The sequence below is a fragment of the Merdimmobilis hominis genome (assembly GCF_016901855.1).
In the GTDB taxonomy this organism is placed as follows: Bacteria; Bacillota; Clostridia; order Oscillospirales; family Ruminococcaceae; genus Paludihabitans.
In genome coordinates, this window is record NZ_JACJKY010000017.1 from 23,912 (window position 1) to 42,718 (window position 18,807).

Here is an 18,807-nt window from a genome sequence, read left to right on the forward strand (position 1 = left end):
TATTTTGGTTCGACTTTTCAAATAAAAAAGCAGTACAGAAATTCTGTACTGCTTTTTTTGATTCAGCTTTATAAAGAAGCCGGCTGTTTATAATTAGCCCAGTCTCTCTTTGAGAGCGTTCAGCTGATTTCTGAGTTCCTGCGGCAGTTTGTCGCCGAATTTCGCGTAGAACTCTTCGATGCCTTTTGCTTCTTCTTTCCACAGCTCAACGTCAACATTAAGGAGACCTTTGACTGTTTCGAGATCGATGTCGAGACCTTCGATGTTGATGTCTTCCGGTTTCGGCTCGTAACCGATCGGAGTCTCAACAGCGTCAGCTTTGCCTTCGCAGCGGTCGAGGATCCACATCAGGACACGCATGTTGTCGCCGAAGCCCGGCCAAATGAAGTGACCTTCGTCGTCAGTTCTGAACCAGTTGACGTTGAAGATTTTCGGTGCTTTGTCGCCGAGTTTCTCGCCCATTTCGAGCCAGTGTGCGAAGTAGTCGCCCATGTGGTAGCCGCAGAACGGCAGCATAGCCATCGGGTCACGGCGAACAACGCCGACTGCACCGGTTGCTGCTGCAGTTGTCTCGGAAGCCATGGTCGAGCCAACGAATACGCCGTGGTTCCAGTCGAAGGACTGATATACCAGCGGAGCAGTTTTTGCACGACGGCCGCCGAATACCATTGCGGAGATCGGAACGCCTGCCGGATTGTTGAATTCCGGAGAAATGCACGGGCAGTTTACTGCCGGTGCAGTGAAACGGCTGTTCGGATGAGCGCCTTTTTCTGTGGACTCTTTGCCGTTCCACGGATTTCCGAGCCAGTCAACAGCGTGCTCCGGCGGATTTTTGTCGAGGCCTTCCCACCAAACGGTGTCATCGTCGAGGTTATGCACAACGTTTGTGAAGATGGTGTTTTTCTTTGTGGACTCGAGTGCGTTGAAGTTGGATTTTGCGTTTGTGCCCGGTGCAACGCCAAAGAAGCCGTTCTCCGGGTTGATTGCATACAGTCTGCCGTCTGCGCCCGGTTTGATCCAAGCGATGTCGTCGCCGACAGTCCAAACTTTGTAGCCTTTGTCTTTGTAGACAGCCGGCGGGATGAGCATTGCGAGGTTTGTTTTGCCGCAAGCGGACGGGAATGCAGCAGTGATGTATTTCACTTCACCCTGCGGGTTCTCGATGCCCAAAATCAGCATGTGCTCAGCCATCCAGCCTTCGTTTTTGCCCTGGTAGGAAGCAATACGGAGTGCGAAGCATTTTTTGCCGAGCAGAACGTTTCCGCCGTAACCGGAGTTGATGGACCAGATGGTGTTGTCCTCCGGGAAGTGAACGATGTAACGGTTCTCCGGATCGATGTCTGCTTTGGAGTGCAGGCCGCGAACGAAGTCGTTGGATGTTTCGCCCAGGTTCTCGAAAGCCTGTTTGCCCATACGGGTCATGATATCCATGTTCAAAACGACATAGATGGAGTCTGTCAGCTCAACGCCGACTTTTGCAAGCGGGGAACCGATCGGACCCATGGAGTACGGAATGACATACATGGTGCGGCCTTTCATAACGCCGTCATACATCGGAGTCAGTTTTGCGTACATCTCTTTCGGATCACACCAGTTGTTGGTCGGGCCTGCATCTTCCTCTTTTCTCGAACAGATGAAGGTACGTGCTTCAACACGTGCAACGTCGTTCGGGACGGTTCTGTGCAGAAGGCATCCCGGGAGTTTTTCCTCGTTCAAGGTTTCCATTTCGCCGGTCGAGACTGCTTCTGCTCTGAGTGCATTGAGCTGCTCTTCCGAGCCGTCAATCCAGACAACGTTGTCCGGTTTGCAGAGTGCAACCATCTCGTCAACCCAAGAAAGGACATTCTTGTTGTTTGTCAGCATGATTTTTTCTCCTTCCAAATCGTAAAAATCCTGAAAGTTTCGCTGCAAGCAGCGATCGAAAGTGTAAAAAACAACTTTCCTCGTATACCATTATAAACGCACGATTGCCCGCCGTCAAGTCGTTGCAGCGAGAACTTGTGACCAAACCGTTAATTTTTTGACAAGCAAACGATTTCTTCGCGCCAAACGGTCAAAATGCGCTTTCCTCAATCGGAAGCGATGCCACCGCATTGAGCTCCATCGATGCACGCACGCCGGACTGATATTCATAATACGCCTGCGCGCCGATCATTGCCGCATTGTCGCCGCAGTAGCAAAGCGGCGGCATGTAAAGCTTCATTCCGCGTGCCTCGCATTCGGCCGACAATCTTGCACGAATCCCGCTGTTTGCGGAAACGCCGCCTGCCACCACGATCGTTTTGGCACCCGTTTCCTCTGCCGCCGCCATTAACCGGTCGCTTAAAATATCGCACACGGCAAGCTGGAAGCTCGCGCACAGATCGTCGCGGTTTATCTCCTCGCCTTTCTGCGACGCACGGTTTAAAAGATTGAGCACCGCGGTTTTGAGTCCCGAAAAGCTCATGTCATACCGGCTGCCTTCCACGTGCGGACGCGGCAGTGTATAGGTCGGTGTTCCGCGCTGTGCTGCCCGGTCGATCTCAACGCCTGCCGGATACGAAAATCCCATCGCACGGCCCGCTTTGTCATACGCTTCACCCGCCGCATCGTCACGCGTGCGTCCGATGACGCGAAACGAAGTATAATCGGTCACTTCGATGATATGCGTATGACCGCCCGACACCACCAGACACAAAAACGGCGGCTTTAAATCCGCATGCGCCAGATAGTTGGCGGCGATGTGTCCGCGCAGATGATGCACCGGTACAAGCGGCTTATTCGTTGCCATGGCAAGTCCTTTCGCAAAATTCACGCCGACGAGCAGTGCACCGATGAGTCCCGGCGCATAGGTCACACCGATTGCGTCGATTTCCTCCATCGAAACGCCCGCCTCTTTGAGTGCTTCGTTCGTCACGCCGACAACTGCTTCACAATGACGGCGCGAAGCAATTTCCGGCACGACACCGCCATACAGCTGGTGTTCCTCCACTTGCGACGCAACAATATTCGAACAGACACGCCGTCCGTCCTCGACAACGGCTGCCGCCGTTTCATCACACGACGATTCAATCGCCAGAATTTTCATACTGTTTCCCTTTCCTCTGTATAAAACCGCGTCATCAGCAACGCGTCTTCCGTTGGTTTTTGATAAAATGCACGGCGCACACCCACTGATTCATAGCCGCAGGACGTGTACAGCGCCTGTGCCGCTTCGTTCGACATCCGCACCTCGAGCGTCAAAAACGAAAGCCCGTGTGCGGCGGCAAACCGGTCTGCTTCCAAAAGAAGCGCTTTCGCAATGCCTGTCCGCCGCATTTCTTTTTTGACGGCGATATTGTTGATCGTTCCCTCATCGAGCACGAACGAAAGGCTCACAAATCCTGAAAACACACCGTCTTTTTCTGCGACAAGAATTTCACCGCGCGGGTTTTCGATCTCCGCTTCAATGAGTGCGGCAGACCAAGGCTCTGAAAAGCACGCCGCACTCAGTTCAGCGACCGCCGCCACATGCGCCGCTGTCATTGGAAAAATTCGAATCAAAGACTGTCCACCGCCAATTCTTTTTTGAAATAATCGACCATCTGCGCACAGCACAGCCGGTATTTTGCAAGAGACTGTCCGAACGGATCGGCAATTTCCATTACAACGATTTTATTCTCTGTTTCGGGAACGGCGTCAATAATCACGTTTTTATGCTGTTCGGTCATCACATAAATGCAGTCCGCCTCGTCAAGATCCTGTTTCATCACGCGGCGGGAACGATGCGATTTGATATCAATTCCGATTTCTTCGAGCGCTTCAATCGCATATTCGCTGGCAGGCTCGCCGTCATAGGCAGAAAGACCCGCACTCGACACCATGGTGTCAGGAATCGAAAAATCGGAAATAATTTTTTTAATGATCCCCTCCGCCATCGGACTGCGGCAGATATTTCCCGAACAGATGACCAAAATGTGATTCATGATGCTGTCCCTCATTTCCCTGAAGCTGTTATTTTGCCTCATACCAGCTTTGGCCGGTATGTGCATCCGCCAAAAGCGTCACACGAAGCGACGCTGCGTGTTCCATTTCCTCTTTGACGATCTGTGCGGCACGATCCGCCATCATGGTGGGCGCTTCCACAATCAGTTCGTCGTGTACCTGCAGAATGACGCGTGCATCCGGCAGTTCCTCACGAATCCGATGATGCACCCGGATCATCGCAATTTTAATGAGATCCGCCGCCGTTCCCTGCACCGGCATATTCATCGCCACCCGTTCCGCAAACGCGCGGAGATTATGGTTGGTCGAATGGATTTCCGGCAGTTCACGCCGCCGTTTGTAAATTGTCTGCACATAGCCGTCGGTTTTCGCCTGCTCGACGACACGTTTTTGATAATCGGCAACGCCGTGGTACGTTTTTAAATACGCATCAATATATGCTTTCGCTTCCCGAACGGTGACGCCGATCTGCTTGGACAGCGAAAACGCGCCGATGCCATAGACGATACCGAAGTTGATTGCCTTTGCACGGCTGCGAAGCTCCGGCGGCAGCATCTCTTTCGGAATGCCGAACACCTGCGATGCAGTTTCCGTGTGGATGTCGGCATTTTCGTTGAATGCGCGGATCATCGCGGGATCGTTTGCGATATGCGCCAAAATCCGCAGTTCGATCTGCGAATAGTCGGCATCCACCAGTGAAAATCCCGGACGCGCCACAAAAAAGCGCCGCATTTCACTGCCAAGCGGTGTGCGAACCGGGATGTTCTGCACATTCGGCTCAGAGGAGCTGATGCGCCCGGTGCGTGTTTCCGTCTGGTTGAACGTCGAATGCACGCGTCCGTCTTCGCCGATGACTTTTAAAAGTCCCGTGACATACGTCGAATAAAGCTTTGTAAGCTTCCGGTATTCGAGCACAAGCGGCACGATCTCATGATAGCCGCTTAATTCCTCAAGCACCTCAGCGCTCGTTGAATAGCCGGTTTTTGTCTTTTTCCCGGCAGGAAGCCCCAGTGTTTCAAACAGCACCGTGCCGAGCTCCCGTGTGGAATTGATATTAAACGGCGCACCCGCCAGTTCATAGATTTCATTCGTAATGCGTTCAATATCGACCGCAAGCTGTTCGCCGAACTGTTCGACGCCCGCTTTATCGACCGCAAAGCCCTCGCGCTCCATGTCGGCGAGCACTTCGCAGAACGGCATCTCGATTTCAAACAAAAGCGATGTCATATCGCGCGATGCAATCTCGTTTAACATGGCATCGGCAAGCAAAAAGCATGCCGCAAGCGTCTCGCCGACTGTCGGTTCCGCCGAAACACCCGGCACATACGTTTTCATCAAGCCAGAAAGTGCGTACCCTTTTGCATCGGGGTCAATGAGATACGCCGCGAGCTCTAAATCCACAAAAACAGGTGTTTTCAAAAAACCGCAGTCACGTGCTTTTTTATAAAGCGATTTTGCGCCGAACGTATAGACCGTCGGATTGTTCTCGCAAAATGCCGTAAACAGTGATGCAAACGCTTCATTCGACGAAACCGGTACATAAACGGCTTCATTTGCCGCAAACGTTCCGTCCGCTGTTTCAAGCACCACCCATTTTTCGCCTGACAATACCGCGGACAATTCGCCGGCTTCAAGCGGATTGATTGCCGGTGCCTCTGCCGCAGGCTGTGCGGTTTTAGCCGCACCGATACCGAATTTTTCGAAAAAGCTGTTTAACTCGAGCGTTTTGAATACATCGGAAAGCGCCGCCTCATCCGCCGATGACGGCACAAACTGTTCAAACGCACACGAAACCGGCGCGTTTTTCACAATTGTCGCAAGTTCCTTTGATAAAAATGCCTGTTCCCTGCCCTCCGTCAGTTTTTTGCGCACGGACGGTGTCAGCTTGATTTCGTCCAACTGTTCATACAGCGATTCAATCGTACCATACGACGATACGAGCGTTTTCGCCGTCTTTTCGCCGATGCCGCGCACGCCCGGAATATTATCGGACGAGTCGCCCATCAGTCCTTTTAAATCCGGCACTTTATCGGCGGAAAAGCCGTATTCCTCTAAAAACAGCGCCGGCGTATAGAGCACATTTTCCTTTGTGCGGACAAGGCAGACCGATACCTGCTCGGACAAAAGCTGCAAGCAGTCGCGGTCACCCGAAACAACCACGCAGGTGTTGTCCGACTGCTCGCAGTACGACGCCAATGTGCCGAGCACATCGTCGCCCTCAAAGCCCTCGCACTCGACGATCGCATAACCTGCATCTCTTAAAATCTGTTTGACATACGGAAGCTGCATGCGCAATTCGTCCGGCATGCCATGGCGGTTTGCCTTGTAGCCATCGTACCGGTCGTTTCGAAACGTCTTGCGCGATACGTCAAACGCGACTGCAACGCCGTCCGGATTCTGTTCTTTTATGAGTTTAAAAAAGATATTAAAAAAGCCAAAAATGGCGTTTGTGTAGATTCCCTCGCGGTTACTCAACAGCTTTACGCCGTAAAACGCACGGTTTAACATACTGTTTCCGTCAATCGCCAACAGTTTCAAAACGCAAATCCCTCTTTTCCGGTTGAATAATCCGGTTCTTTCCTGTAAAATAGAAGTATTCTGCCGGAATTGCCGGCAGTCTATATTCTTTTATTGTAGCACGAACCCTACATAATATCAACGAAAAAAGGCAGGATTCTCTTGGTGAAACAGATAAAAATCGGAAACGTTTCGTTTCCAAAAACGGCGGCGCTTGCACCGATGGCATCCGTCGCTGACCGGGCATACCGCATCATGTGCCGGCGGTACGGTGCGGCTTATGTCGTGAGCGAAATGGTGAGCGCAAAGGCGCTTTGCTACGGCGACAAAAAGTCAAAGCAGCTGCTCACCGTGACAGCCGCAGAAGAGCCGATGGCAATTCAACTGTTTGGCAGCGAGCCGGAAACCATGGCACGCGCGGTACAGATCGTCAACGAATACCACCCGTGCATGATCGACGTGAACATGGGCTGTCCCGTACCGAAAGTGGCAGGAAACGGATGCGGCAGTGCACTGATGAAAACGCCAGAAACAGCCGCGGCAATTGTGCGGACAATGAAAGCCGAAACCGATCTGCCCGTGACGGTCAAATTCCGCAAAGGCTGGGACGATAACTCCGTAAACGCGCCGGAATTTGCAAAACTGATGGAAGAAGCCGGTGCAGATGCTGTCGCGGTACACGGCCGCACCAAAATGCAGATGTACCGTCCGCCGGTCGACCGCGAAATCATCCGCCGGGTCAAAGAATCGGTGTCGGTTCCGGTGATCGGCAACGGTGGTATCCTAGACGCCGTTTCAGCAAAGCAGATGTACGACGAAACGGGCTGTGATCTTGTATTTGTGGCGCAGGGTTCTTACGGAAAGCCGTGGATCTTTAAACAGATCGAAGCGTATCTGACCGACGGCACACTGCTTGCCGATCCGCCGGTAAGCGAGCGGCTTGATATCATGCTTGAGCATATTTCGCTGATGATCGAGGACAAAGGCGAACACGTTGCCATGATGGAAGCCCGCCGTCAGGCCGCTTTTTACATGAAAGGACTGCCGGGCGCGGCACATTTCCGATTCCGCTGCGGCTCGCTTTCGACCTATGAAGAACTGCGGGAATTGGTACGCGAATTAAAACAGCACACCCCGCATGAATGACAAAAAACCGTTCCGGAAAGACCGGAACGGTTTTTTTACACTTATTTTCCCTCAAGCGGCAAGAAGCCCACTTTTTTATACACCTTGCGGAGTGTGCGCATTGCAAGGCGGTTTGCCTGTGCAGCACCCTCCTGATAGCACGCTTCCAGATATGCTTTATCTGCAAGCAGACGGTCATATTCCTTCTGAATCGGTGCAAGTGTTTCCGCAACGGCGTTGCCCACCTGCTCTTTGAAATAGCCGTAGCCCTTGCCCTCAAATTCGCGCTCGATTGCGTCCATCGACGTACCGGTCACTGCGGAATAGATCGTCATCAGGTTGTTGATGCCCTCTTTGCCCTCCGCATACCGCACGACGGTATCGCTGTCGGTGACAGCGCGTTTGAATTTTTTGACGATGACTTCCGGTTTATCGAGAATCGAGATAAAGCCGTTTACGTTTTCGTCCGATTTGGACATCTTCTTCGTCGGATCGGCAAGCGACATGATGCGCGCGCCCGTTTTCGGAATATACGGCTCCGGTACAACGAACACATTGCCGTACAAATTGTTAAACCGCACCGCGATATCGCGCGCAATCTCAAGATGCTGTTTCTGATCGCTTCCGACCGGAACGAGATCCGTCTGATACAGCAAAATATCCGCCGCCATCAGCACCGGGTAAGTAAACAGTCCCGCATTGATATTGTCCGGATGTTTTGCACTTTTGTCTTTAAACTGCGTCATGCGCGAAAGCTCACCGAACTGGGTATAGCACGAAAGAATCCATGAAAGCTGTGCATGTGCCGGGACATGGCTCTGGATATAGGCGATCGATTTTTTCGGATCGATGCCGCATGCCAGAATGAGCGCATAGCTGCTCAATATCTGTTTGCGCAGTGCAGCCGGGTCCTGACGCACCGTCAGCGAATGTTCGTCGACGATGCAGTAAATGCAGTCGTACTCATCCTGCAGCGTCGTCCAGTTGCGCAGTGCACCGATATAGTTGCCGAGTGTCGGCACACCGGTCGGCTGAATGCCGCTGAAAATCATCTGTTTGCGTTCTGTTTGCTGTTCCATGGAAATGTTCCTGCCTTTCCCACTATCTATTTTTAAAGGAGTGAATGACTCAGTTCGCCCAGGATTTTAACACCTTTTTTTAACTGTTCGTCTGTCGGCGTCGAATAGTTTAAGCGGAAGCACTGTGTCTTGTCGGTATCCCGCGGCATAAACGCACTTCCCGGCACAACCGCCACCTTGTTTTTGACGGCATTCAAGCAAAACGCCGACATATCGACGCCGTCCGGAAGCTTGCACCACAAAAACAATCCGCCCTCCGGCTCGTCAAATGTGATGGCCGGATTTAAGTACTGGCGCAGTCCGTCGATCATCAGGCTGCTCTTATGACGGTAAATTGCCCGCAGGGATGCAAGATGTCCGATAAAGTCGGTATCGTTCATAAACGAATGACAGATCATCTGGCTGAGCATTGCGGAGTGCACGTCACTGCCCTGCTTGCAGACGACAACTTTCTGAATCACCTCGGACGGTGCGAGCAGATAGCCCACGCGCAGTCCCGGCGACAGCACTTTCGAAAAGCTACCGACATACAGCACGATGCCCTCGGTATCGAGCGATTTAATCGACGGCACCTCTTCACCTGCAAACCGCAGTTCACCGTACGGGTTATCCTCGAGAATCATCACGCCGTATTTGACACACAGTGCATAAACGGCTTTCCGTTTTTCAAGACTCATGGTAACACCAGACGGATTCTGGAAATTCGGAATCACATACAAAAGCTTTGCGTTCGGATTCTGCCTCATTGCTTCTTCGAGCGCATCGATATTGATGCCGTCCGATTCCACCGGAACGCCGCACAGATTCACTTCATATGACCGAAACGAGTTAAGACTTCCGATAAAGCTCGGATTTTCGCAAAGCAATGTGTCACCCGGGTTACAGAACACCTTGCACGAAAGCTCAATTGCCTGCTGTGCACCGGATGTGATGATCAGATCGTCAAACGATTCGCCCAGTCCGTGACGCGTTTTCAAATCGCTTTTTAACAGCTCGCGCAGCGGCGCATATCCCTCGGTCACACCGTACTGAAGCGCAGTAATCGGCTGATCCTTAAGAATTTTTGCGGTCAGTTCGCTGACTGCATCAACCGGAAATGCCTCCGGCGCCGGATTACCGGCTGCGAATGAAATCACCTCCGGATCGGCGGTGAATTTTAAGATTTCACGAATTGCAGAAGCCTGTAATCCGTTCATACGGCTTGCAAACGAAGCATTCATATCAAAAACCCCTCTTTTTTTGTTTTTTCACGATAGTAGATTCCTTTTATTATACTACTCTCTCGACTGTTCGTCCAGCGTTTTTGAAAATGCCGGCAGAAATTCCTGCATAAACACCTGAACTTCGGGAAGATCAAACGATGAAAGCATGGAAAGAAGCTGTGCCTTTGCATCTTTAAACTCGCTGTTTCCTGATTTTTCTTCCTCAATACATTTAATGAGCGCCGACAGCTTATCCGCCGCTTTCACATACTGCCAATACGCCTCGTCCTCTTTGGCGGGATGAAACACCGGTTCATAATACGGTTTTAAATCGTCAGGCAGCATCGAAAACAGCGTGCGGTTTGCCTCGGCTTCAATCCGTTTATACGCCTCGGTAATCTGCGGGTCATGATACTTGATCGGCGTCGGCATATCGCCGGTGATGATTTCACCTGCATCGTGAAACAGTGCAAACACCGCCGCTTTCATCGGATCAACCGGCTTATCAAGCCGCGATGCACCGATGCATGCCAGTGCATGCGCCAAAACAGCCGTGTCCATCGAGTGCTCCGAAAGCGTTTCCGGATAAGAGGAGCGCATCAGTCCCCAGCGCGTGATATATTTCATGCGGAAGATCATCGAAAAAAATGCGGAATCCATTGAATCCACCTCGTTTTCTTTTTGCTTATTGTATCAAAATTCCTGCTTTCTTGCAATCGCCATTCCTTCTTGTTATAATGCAGACAGTGATCTTTTTGTTTGAAAGGAGTCTTTTATGACGCTGCATTCTTCGCGCCGGCGGTTTTCTCTGCCTGTCGGCAGCTATCGGTTTGTCTTTTTTCTTTCGCTTTTATTAAGCCTGCTGATTTTCCTGCCATTTCTGCTGATTGACCGGGGACTATTTTTATATTACGGAGACTTCAATGTTCAGCAGATTCCGTTTTATTCCCTTTCGCACGATGCGGTACAGTCCGGCGAAATTTTCTGGAACTGGAACACGGACTTAGGCGTAAATTTCATCGGCAGTTATTCGTTTTACCTGCTCGGCAGTCCGTTTTTCTGGCTGACGCTTCTGTTTCCGTCGGCGGCAGTGCCGTATCTGATGGCGCCGCTTTTGATGCTTAAGTTTGCATTTACCGCTGTGACCGGCTATGCATTTCTGCGCCGATTCTGCCGTTTTAGCGAAACCGCCACATTCTGCGCACTGCTCTATGCATTCTCAGGATTTAATCTCTACAACATCTTCTTTAACCACTTCAATGAAGTCGTGATGTTTTTCCCGCTTCTTCTGCTCGCCATGGACGAGCTTGTCATCAACAACCGCCGCGGTGTATTCGCACTGACGGTCGGTGTGTGCGCATTTGTCAACTACTACTTTTTCTTCGGCGAAGTGCTGTTTTGCATTCTGTATTTCTTTCTGCGGCAAAATAAAGCGGACGGCTTCCGCGTTACGTTTTTCACATTTCTGCGCGTCCTGCTCGAAGCCGTCATCGGCCTTCTCTTGAGCGCCGCACTGCTTGTGCCGAGTGCGCTTGCCGTACTCTCAAATGAGCGGGTTTCCTCGTTTTTGTCCGGATATAATCTGTTTGTCTACGGCGACTCCCAGCGCTACGGACTCATTTTCTCGAGCCTGTTTTTCCCGCCGGATGTCCCTGCGCGCCCGAACTTTTTCCCCGATGCAAATGCAAAATGGTCGTCCGTTTCGCTGTATCTGCCGATGATTTCCACCTGCGGCGTCTTTGCATTTCTGCTTGGAAAGAAAAAACACTGGCTTTCAAAAATCCTGATCGTGTGCGCGGTCATCTGCTTTATTCCGGGATTAAACGCCGCGTTTTCCATGTTTAACTACAGCTACTATGCACGCTGGTTCTTCATGCCGCTTTTGATGATGGCACTCGCTACCTGCATTGCGCTCGAAGAATGCCGCCCGCATTTCAAAAAGGCGTTTGCGCTGACTGGCGCATGTATGGCGCTTGTTACACTCATCGGAATCCTGCCGAAAAAGGTGGATGGTGAGTACGTCTTTTTCTCCCTTCCTGAAGATCCTGCACGCTTTTGGGTGTATGTGATCTTTGCCGCAATCGGATTGCTTGTCTGTATCCTGCTTTATTCGCTAAAACTCAGCCGAAAACATCTCTTCCGTGCCGGATGTGTTTCGCTTTCAGTGATGATCGTGCTGTGCGGTGTCATGACACTCTCGTTCGGCCGCGGAATCAGTGACCGGTATAACGACGTTGCGAATCGTGCACTGTTCGGCGCAGACAAGCTTTCACTCGATGAATCACAGGGATTTTTCCGCATTGACACATACGGCGAACTCGATAACTTAGGCATGTTCTGGCGGATTCCGACGATCAACGCATTCCATTCGGTCGTTCCGTCGTCGATTATGGAATACTACGAATGGATCGGCGGCGAGCGCGGTGTCGCTTCACGGCCGGAGCCGTCACTGTTAGGTGTTCGTGCCATCACAAGTGTGCGCTACGCTTTCTCGGATGCCACGGATTACACCCCGATGGACGGTTTTTCGCAAATCGGCATTCAAAACGGCTATACAGTATACGAAAACGACTACTTTATCCCCATGGGATTCTCCTATGATACTGCCGTCACAGAAGAACAGGTAGAAAAGACGTCTTGTCCGAATAAAGATCGGTTGCTCGTGCGTGCACTTTTATTGTCAGAAGAAGATTATCAGTCCGTGTCCGATATTCTGCCGCTGCTTTCGGATGACGAAGTCTTAAACGGCGACTTTTCCTCTGATGCCTATTACGAAGACTGTGAAAACCGCGCCGCATCCGCAGTCGACACATTCTCGTACTCCTCAAAGGGATTTACTGCGCAAACATCTTACGAAACAGACCGCGTCGTCTTTTTCAGCGTCCCGTATGACGAAGGCTGGCATGCAACGGTAAACGGAGAAGAAGCTCAGATTTTAAAAGCAGATGTCGGATTCATGGCTGTCCGTGTACCGGCAGGGGAAAGTGAAATCGTGTTCACCTATCAAACGCCGGGATTGCTTGCAGGCGTTCTCATCACCATTGTCGGACTCTTTCTCTTTGCCGGCTATTTGTGGTTGGTTTCCTTCCTCAGAAAACGCGGCAAAATGGAAAACAGTCATCGTTCCATTCACCGCTGTCAGCCGCAGTTTGCTCCAACACTTCCCGCAAAAGAAGCATATACGCGCTACTGCGCATCCCAAAAGAATCTTCCGCCGGAGCCTTAAAAGAAAACCTCCGAATTCTTCGCATCTTTTTTAGAGTCCCGACATGAAACAGTCATCTTTTTTCGACTTGTTTCGTGTATAATAAAGCACAAGGGAGGAACAAACCATGAAGCCACCGGCTGTTATTCGTGAAATCACATCGTTTATTTTCCGTGAGGATGAACCGCAAAAAGCAGATATCATTTTTATTCCGGGTGGTGCATATGCCGAAATCGCTGAGCATGCCGCTGAGCTGTTTCATCAATCGTTTGCACCGGTACTTCTTCCATCCGGGAAACACAGCATCACAAACGGCAGTTTTCTCGGTGCACGCGGTCCGCTCGCTTCAAAATATCCGGGTCCTTACCGCACGGAATGGGAATTTTTATCCGATGTATTAAAGCAAAACGGTGTCGATCAAACGGCGATTTTGAAAGAAGATCAAGCAACGTACACGTATCAAAACGCGATTTTTTCCCGCGAAGCAACCGATCGTGCCGGGATTCAGGTAAAAAAAGCAATTCTCTGCTGTCAGGCATTTCATGCCAGACGATGCCTCTCGTACTATCAGATGTTATTCCCGGATACCGAATTTTTCGTGTGTCCTGCCGTCACCCGCAATATAAGCCGTGATAACTGGTGTGAAACGCCTGAAGGCGTCAATCTTGTCATGAGCGAGCTTACCAAATGCGGCGATCAATTAAAGCCTTCTCTTATCTCCTTTCTTTTTTCATAACAAAATATAAAACCCCTAAAACACAAAAAAGGAGCGTCATGCACGCTCCTTTTTTGTGTTTTTCAAGCCATGTAACACGCAAAAACGACCGCTTAGCGAAATGCTATGGATTTTTCCTGCGGTTCTTTGTATACTGTAGTCACAACAAGAGGTGATCCGATGCAAATTGAAGTCAAGATTGATCCGTCGTGCCGTGAACCAAAGCTCATTCTCTGCACCGACAAGCTGACCGATGAAATCACACTGCTCTTAAAGAAACTGTCGGAAGAAACGCCGGAAGTGATTGCAGGATTCAGCGGCCAGAATGTGACACTCCTTGCACAGCCTGATCTGTTCCGGATTTACACCGCAAACGGCAAGGTGTTCGCTCAAACCGAACGAGAAGAATATCAAATTCGTCTGCGGCTTTATGAGCTCGAACAGCGTCTGGATAAACGGATGTTTGCACGGATTTCTCATTCCGAAATCATCAATCTCAAACAAGTAAAAAGCTTTGATTTAAGCTTGACCGGAACGATCCGCGTATCGCTGTCAAATGGCACGGCAACGTATGTTTCCAGACGATATGTTTCAAAAATCAAACAAATAGTAGGCATATGAGGTGACTGTTATGAAGAAAAAAATCCTGCTGCGCGCACTCGTAGGGGTTCCGATCGGAATTACCATCTGTTTTCTCTTGGGGCTAAACGCCTCTTCTTTGATTGATGACGGAACGTTTTATGCCGTTGTACCAAACCTTGTTGACGCATATGGCTCGGAACTAAACGCCGTATATGTGCAAACGCTTGTTGTCATCCTGTATAGTGCGATGTGGGGCGCCATTTCTGTTATTTGGGAATGCGAGCGTCTGAATCTGTTAAAACAGACACTGCTGCACTTTATCATCTGCACGTCCGCGACTTTCCCGGTTGCCTATTTTCTGCACTGGATGGAGCATTCGTTCATGGGCATTATCTGCTACTTTTCGATTTTTGCCTTCATCTACTGTGCAATCTGGCTCATCCAATATCTCTCGATGCGCCGAAATATCAAACGATTAAATGAATCCCTCCGAAAATAATGAAACGGTCAAACGCGCTTGCGTTTGACCGTTTTCTTTACACACCGGTGCGTTTTAATAATGCAATCGACCAGCCTAACAATGCAATCACGACAACAACACCGAGCACCGACCATGCCACCGCCGGCATTCTCGCACAAAAATCAGCGGCAGTCAGTACAACATGAGTAAAAAAGTTCGTGTCTGTACGATTTGAAATAATACTTGTCACCGGACCTGACAGCAATCCCGGCAAAACAAAGATCGCATACAAAATGACATATGCGCCCCGCCCGTACCGCATCATGAGTGCACCGAAGAACCCGAAGAAAATCACCATTGCGCCGACCACCAACGGATATACCCAAATCGGAATAAACTGCACCAGCCAAACACTCTCCATCTGCGGTAAAAACAGCCGCAGTGCCAGCACTTCAAGCCCGCTCATCACCACAAAACCGACCGCAACAGCGCTCCATTCAATCAGCGCACGCACATAGAGCACACTGATTGCCACCCGCCGCGATGTACCAAGCTGCACCAAAAACGATGTACCGAATCCGAACAGCGAAAGCGTAGACATAACCGCACAGATAAACAGTACCACAACACCCAGAATACTGCCGAGCGGAATGATTTCATCGGCAAGCGATGAAAAAACAATTCCTCCGATCACTCCGATCAAAAACGCACCGACAGCAAACAGTGACATCCATTGATAAGAGGACGTATACACGCCAAACGAAGCCGAAAATGCCCGTTTCCACATAAAACTCCCTCCTTTATCGTACCGCATACCGCCGTACAAACAGCCAGTAAGCCAACCCGCTCAGCACGCACGATACAACGACTGCCAGCAGAAATACCCACAGCGGCATAGTGAACATTTGGAAAATCGGAAGCATGCCGTCTGTTCCCAGCATGCCGATTGTTCCGCCGAACACACCGCCGCAGATTGCACACACGGCCACCAAAAACACCATACCGAGTTTTCCGCCGACATGGTGGCTGAAAAATCCCATAAAATCACCAACGGATGCTGCAAGCAATCCATATCCGAACATCGTAAACAGCCCTTCTGCCGAAAATGCTGCCGGAATGCCGGAAAGCAGATTGTTGCACACAATCCCGAGCGCCACCATCAGACTGCATGAAAACGCAATAATAACCTTTAATATCTGCAATCCGATAAATGCTGCACGCCGCGTCGTTCCCATGGACAGTGCAATGCCAAAATAAATGCCCGGAAACTGAAACAAAATCACAAACGGCACCAGATATGAAAACAGTGTCCACGCAATGGAGAAGAAGCCGGGATTGCCGGAAAGCTGTCCGTACACGATAAAAAACACCATCACAAGCGCGGTTGCGCCAACCGTTTTCACCGCAATCCGCAGATCATTTTTTATATTACGTCCGATCATTGAAAGAAGCATAGCCATTCTCCTCTCCTGCCTGCCGTGTCAGATATACAAAGATTTTCTGAAGCGGAACAGCGCTCACCGTGAGTTCGCCGCGGTATTGCTCCGTCGGGAACGACTGACCCGGTTTTAACCGGATGCACACCATTTTATGGCGGCCCATCTGCTCGGTATTCAGCCGCTCATATCCGCTGACTGCACGGTCGACCACTTCGTCAAGACCATTCACATACAGACACGAATCAATCAGATCCTGTGTGTTTTCTTTTAATCGCACAACACCGTCATTCAAAATGATGATTTCTTCAAGCACATTCGCCGCTTCCTCGATGATATGCGTCGAGAGGATAAATGTCCGGTTGCTGCGGGCATATTCCTCCAAAAGGAGCGCATAGAACCGATCGCGCATATACACGTCAAGACCTGCGACCGGCTCGTCAAGGATCGTGATCGGCGCGCCCGATGCAAGTGCGATTGTGATTGTCACAAGACTCATCATGCCCTTGTTCATTTTGCAGATTTTTTTGTTTTTGTCGATGCCGAATTCCTTAATGAGAAAATCCGCATAGGCCGCGTCCCAATTCGGATAAAAGCATGCCGCCGATTTTAAGTACTCCTTTGCCTTCAGTGTATTCTGACCGAACAGAATTGTCGGACTTAATTCCCGTGAAAAGCAAAGTGCAGAAAGCGCCGTTTCATTTTCCCATACCGGCTGACCGTTATAAGTAATCTCGCCCGCACCCGCACGGTTTTGACCGGTCAGAATGCTCAAAAGCGTCGTTTTGCCGACACCGTTTCGGCCAATCAGCCCATAAATGTGTCCCGGCTCGATCGTTAAATCAACGCCTTTTAATACCTCTTTTTTCCCATATGATTTGGTCACTTGTGTGCATACAAGACAATTCTCGCTCATTGTCATACGCCTCCCTGCCTGTTACAGTGTGGATTTCCCCTCCATTGCGGAGGATACCATTTTTAAAAGTTCGTCTTTTGTGATGTTTAAAACGTTTGCCTCTGCGGCAAGTCCCACCACATACTGCTTGTAAAAATTCGATTTTCTCTGTGCCACAATTTGTTTCACGGCGCCTGCCGAAACAAACATGCCAATCCCTCGCTTTTTATACAAAATGCCGCGCTCTACAAGCAAATTTAATCCCTTTGCCGCAGTCGCGGGATTGATTGCATACATCCGCGAGAGCTCGTTTGTCGACGGAACGCGCTCTTCCTCCAAAAGTATCCCGCGCAGGATCTGATCTTCGATCATTTCCTCAATCTGCAGATAAATGGATTTTTCATCGGAAAGCTGCAATCGATTCACCTCCATGGTTCATTACTTATGTAACTAACTATATCACCAAGAGTATGCCTTGTCAATAGGAAAACAAAAAAACGATCCGGAAAATTTCCGGATCGTTTTTTCAGTCCAAATTATAACGAAGCTTGACTTCATTTTGTGTATACAGATGTTTTCTTGAGGGGCGCTTTTCATGCAAAAGCCAATCGGTTGTGATGGTCACAGCGTCGTGTCCTTGCTTCATTGGCTGCTGACACACCGTCGCATTCACAATTCCCGATTCAATATACGCTTTGATATTGTCGGTATCATCCACGGTAATGATTTTGAGTTTTTTCTCGAGTCCGCATTCCTTGACCGCACGGATACCGCCGTCAATACCGCCTGCACAAAAATAAAGTGCATCCAGCGAATGGTTTTCAAGCATTTCCTTTGTCACACGATAGCCGATCTCGTTGTCGTCCTCTGTTTCGGCAACAGCGCGCACATGAATGCGCGGATAATCCTGTTCGCAGACCTGCGAAAATCCGTTCACACGCTGCTGGTGGCCGAGAATATGTGCAGAACCGGTCAGAATACCGACGGAAATATCACCGAGCGTGATTTGTCCGAGAAGTTCCGCTGCGGTCTGACCGCTTCGAACATAGTCACAGCCGATAAAGCACAGCTTTGCGAGACCGGTCACGTCCATATTGAGCGTGACAACCGCAATATCCTCTGCGGCAATCTGATTGAGCCGGTCAATGACGCGATGATCGTTGATCGGGGTAATGACGAGTGCATTCGGCGGATTCTGCATCAGTTCATCGATTTTTTGGAGCTGTTCTTCCACCGAAAAGCCGGTCAGCTCAAACGTTTCGACTGTAATGCCGTAAGAGCGGATCTCACGCATTCCGTTTTGGATTCCGCGCCGCACTTTTTCAAAAAACGGGTTTTGTCCGGAGTTTAACAAAATATCAATCCGCAGTTTTCGTTTGGAGATCGCAAGCGCTTTCGCAACCGCGTTCGGCTCATAGTTTAATTCTTTTGCGATGCGGCGGACATGTGCCGCCACCTCTGCATTCACGCCTGGGCGGTTATTGAGCGCACGGTCCACCGTTCCGCGGGATACGCCCGCTTTTTCGGCAATCATGCGGATGGTCACTGCCATAAAACAAAACCCCTTCCACTGTTTGGTTGTCTTTATTATATAATTATGGTTCCCGCTTTGTCAAGAAAGGGTGATA

The 18,807-nt window shown here is 50.2% G+C and carries 18 protein-coding genes; 5 read left to right on the plus strand and 13 right to left on the minus strand.

Annotated elements, in window-relative coordinates:
• Positions 1–93 precede the first annotated feature (93 nt).
• The 5 genes from H6A12_RS09925 to polA form a co-directional block, all read right to left on the minus strand.
• Positions 94–1,863, minus strand: coding sequence for a phosphoenolpyruvate carboxykinase (GTP) (locus H6A12_RS09925; RefSeq protein WP_243415477.1), 1,770 nt, complete (start codon positions 1,861–1,863; stop codon positions 94–96).
• A gap of 190 nt (positions 1,864–2,053) precedes the next feature.
• Positions 2,054–3,067: a tRNA (adenosine(37)-N6)-threonylcarbamoyltransferase complex transferase subunit TsaD gene (tsaD, locus tag H6A12_RS09930; RefSeq protein ID WP_204447444.1), complete on the minus strand. Its 1,014-nt coding sequence runs from the start codon at positions 3,065–3,067 to the stop codon at positions 2,054–2,056.
• Entirely contained in the window at positions 3,064–3,522 is a 459-nt protein-coding gene (gene rimI / locus H6A12_RS09935) for a ribosomal protein S18-alanine N-acetyltransferase (protein ID WP_204447445.1), read from the minus strand. Before rimI ends, tsaD begins: the two co-directional genes overlap by 4 nt.
• Positions 3,519–3,944: a low molecular weight protein arginine phosphatase gene (locus H6A12_RS09940; protein ID WP_204447446.1), complete on the minus strand. Its 426-nt coding sequence runs from the start codon at positions 3,942–3,944 to the stop codon at positions 3,519–3,521. The genes rimI and H6A12_RS09940 overlap by 4 nt, the downstream gene beginning before the upstream one ends.
• A 28-nt stretch (positions 3,945–3,972) precedes the next feature.
• Entirely contained in the window at positions 3,973–6,501 is a 2,529-nt protein-coding gene (gene polA, locus H6A12_RS09945) for a DNA polymerase I (protein ID WP_204447448.1), read from the minus strand.
• A gap of 144 nt (positions 6,502–6,645) precedes the next feature.
• Between polA and dusB the strand changes: the two genes are divergently transcribed.
• Positions 6,646–7,626, plus strand: coding sequence for a tRNA dihydrouridine synthase DusB (gene dusB / locus H6A12_RS09950; RefSeq protein ID WP_204447449.1), 981 nt, complete (start codon positions 6,646–6,648; stop codon positions 7,624–7,626).
• Between the two features lie 41 nt (positions 7,627–7,667).
• On the opposite strand, the gene trpS is transcribed toward dusB, so the two are convergent.
• Genes trpS through yfbR form a run of 3 tightly spaced genes read right to left on the minus strand, consistent with a single transcriptional unit; the run spans position 7,668 to position 10,546 of the window.
• On the minus strand, positions 7,668–8,684 hold the full coding sequence (gene trpS, locus H6A12_RS09955; protein ID WP_204447450.1) for a tryptophan--tRNA ligase: 1,017 nt from the start codon (positions 8,682–8,684) through the stop codon (positions 7,668–7,670).
• Between the two features lie 32 nt (positions 8,685–8,716).
• A complete protein-coding gene (locus H6A12_RS09960; protein ID WP_204447451.1) occupies positions 8,717–9,904 on the minus strand; it encodes a PLP-dependent aminotransferase family protein in 1,188 nt (395 codons plus the stop codon).
• Positions 9,905–9,958: 54 nt separating this feature from the next.
• On the minus strand, positions 9,959–10,546 hold the full coding sequence (yfbR, locus tag H6A12_RS09965) for a 5'-deoxynucleotidase (RefSeq protein ID WP_204447452.1): 588 nt from the start codon (positions 10,544–10,546) through the stop codon (positions 9,959–9,961).
• Between the two features lie 115 nt (positions 10,547–10,661).
• Between yfbR and H6A12_RS09970 the strand changes: the two genes are divergently transcribed.
• The 4 genes from H6A12_RS09970 to H6A12_RS09985 all read left to right on the plus strand — a co-directional run bounded on the left by H6A12_RS09970 (position 10,662) and on the right by H6A12_RS09985 (position 14,887).
• Complete coding sequence (locus tag H6A12_RS09970) at positions 10,662–13,112, plus strand: YfhO family protein (RefSeq protein WP_204447453.1); 2,451 nt, start codon at positions 10,662–10,664, stop codon at positions 13,110–13,112.
• A 106-nt stretch (positions 13,113–13,218) separates the two neighbouring features.
• A complete protein-coding gene (locus H6A12_RS09975) occupies positions 13,219–13,827 on the plus strand; it encodes a YdcF family protein (RefSeq protein ID WP_204447455.1) in 609 nt (202 codons plus the stop codon).
• Positions 13,828–13,986: 159 nt separating this feature from the next.
• Entirely contained in the window at positions 13,987–14,427 is a 441-nt protein-coding gene (locus tag H6A12_RS09980) for a LytTR family DNA-binding domain-containing protein (protein WP_204447457.1), read from the plus strand.
• Positions 14,428–14,437: 10 nt separating this feature from the next.
• Entirely contained in the window at positions 14,438–14,887 is a 450-nt protein-coding gene (locus tag H6A12_RS09985; RefSeq protein ID WP_204447459.1) for a DUF3021 domain-containing protein, read from the plus strand.
• Positions 14,888–14,924: 37 nt separating this feature from the next.
• Here the strand turns inward: H6A12_RS09985 and H6A12_RS09990 are convergent, their stop codons facing one another.
• The 5 genes from H6A12_RS09990 to H6A12_RS10010 all read right to left on the minus strand — a co-directional run bounded on the left by H6A12_RS09990 (position 14,925) and on the right by H6A12_RS10010 (position 18,731).
• Positions 14,925–15,635 (minus strand): hypothetical protein, encoded by a 711-nt coding sequence (locus H6A12_RS09990; RefSeq protein ID WP_204447462.1) that lies wholly within the window; start codon positions 15,633–15,635, stop codon positions 14,925–14,927.
• Positions 15,636–15,648: 13 nt separating this feature from the next.
• The gene (locus H6A12_RS09995) at positions 15,649–16,302 is read right to left on the minus strand and encodes a hypothetical protein (RefSeq protein WP_204447464.1); all 654 of its coding nucleotides are present in this window, start codon (positions 16,300–16,302) and stop codon (positions 15,649–15,651) included.
• Positions 16,277–17,200 carry an ABC transporter ATP-binding protein gene (locus H6A12_RS10000; RefSeq protein WP_204447467.1) on the minus strand — a complete coding sequence of 308 codons (924 nt, stop codon included), beginning with the start codon at positions 17,198–17,200 and terminating at the stop codon, positions 16,277–16,279. Before H6A12_RS10000 ends, H6A12_RS09995 begins: the two co-directional genes overlap by 26 nt.
• Positions 17,201–17,221: 21 nt before the next feature.
• Positions 17,222–17,605, minus strand: coding sequence for a GntR family transcriptional regulator (locus H6A12_RS10005; protein ID WP_345941243.1), 384 nt, complete (start codon positions 17,603–17,605; stop codon positions 17,222–17,224).
• A 100-nt stretch (positions 17,606–17,705) separates the two neighbouring features.
• Positions 17,706–18,731, minus strand: a complete 1,026-nt coding sequence (locus H6A12_RS10010; protein WP_204447471.1) for a LacI family DNA-binding transcriptional regulator — start codon at positions 18,729–18,731, stop codon at positions 17,706–17,708.
• Between the last annotated feature and the right edge of the window lie 76 nt (positions 18,732–18,807).

Bases quoted from the DNA above. Each gene is read 5' to 3' on its own strand.
- yfbR (WP_204447452.1), bottom strand. From the start codon at position 10,546: ATGGATTCCGCATTTTTTTCGATGATCTTCCGCATGAAATATATCACG.
- H6A12_RS10000 (WP_204447467.1), bottom strand. From the start codon at position 17,200: ATGAGCGAGAATTGTCTTGTATGCACACAAGTGACCAAATCATATGGG.
- H6A12_RS09925 (WP_243415477.1), bottom strand. From the start codon at position 1,863: ATGCTGACAAACAACAAGAATGTCCTTTCTTGGGTTGACGAGATGGTT.
- trpS (WP_204447450.1), bottom strand. From the start codon at position 8,684: ATGGAACAGCAAACAGAACGCAAACAGATGATTTTCAGCGGCATTCAG.
- H6A12_RS09960 (WP_204447451.1), bottom strand. From the start codon at position 9,904: ATGAATGCTTCGTTTGCAAGCCGTATGAACGGATTACAGGCTTCTGCA.
- H6A12_RS09940 (WP_204447446.1), bottom strand. From the start codon at position 3,944: ATGAATCACATTTTGGTCATCTGTTCGGGAAATATCTGCCGCAGTCCG.
- H6A12_RS09980 (WP_204447457.1), top strand. From the start codon at position 13,987: ATGCAAATTGAAGTCAAGATTGATCCGTCGTGCCGTGAACCAAAGCTC.
- H6A12_RS09970 (WP_204447453.1), top strand. From the start codon at position 10,662: ATGACGCTGCATTCTTCGCGCCGGCGGTTTTCTCTGCCTGTCGGCAGC.
- H6A12_RS09990 (WP_204447462.1), bottom strand. From the start codon at position 15,635: ATGTGGAAACGGGCATTTTCGGCTTCGTTTGGCGTGTATACGTCCTCT.
- H6A12_RS10010 (WP_204447471.1), bottom strand. From the start codon at position 18,731: ATGGCAGTGACCATCCGCATGATTGCCGAAAAAGCGGGCGTATCCCGC.
- H6A12_RS09985 (WP_204447459.1), top strand. From the start codon at position 14,438: ATGAAGAAAAAAATCCTGCTGCGCGCACTCGTAGGGGTTCCGATCGGA.
- H6A12_RS09995 (WP_204447464.1), bottom strand. From the start codon at position 16,302: ATGCTTCTTTCAATGATCGGACGTAATATAAAAAATGATCTGCGGATT.
- tsaD (WP_204447444.1), bottom strand. From the start codon at position 3,067: ATGAAAATTCTGGCGATTGAATCGTCGTGTGATGAAACGGCGGCAGCC.
- H6A12_RS09975 (WP_204447455.1), top strand. From the start codon at position 13,219: ATGAAGCCACCGGCTGTTATTCGTGAAATCACATCGTTTATTTTCCGT.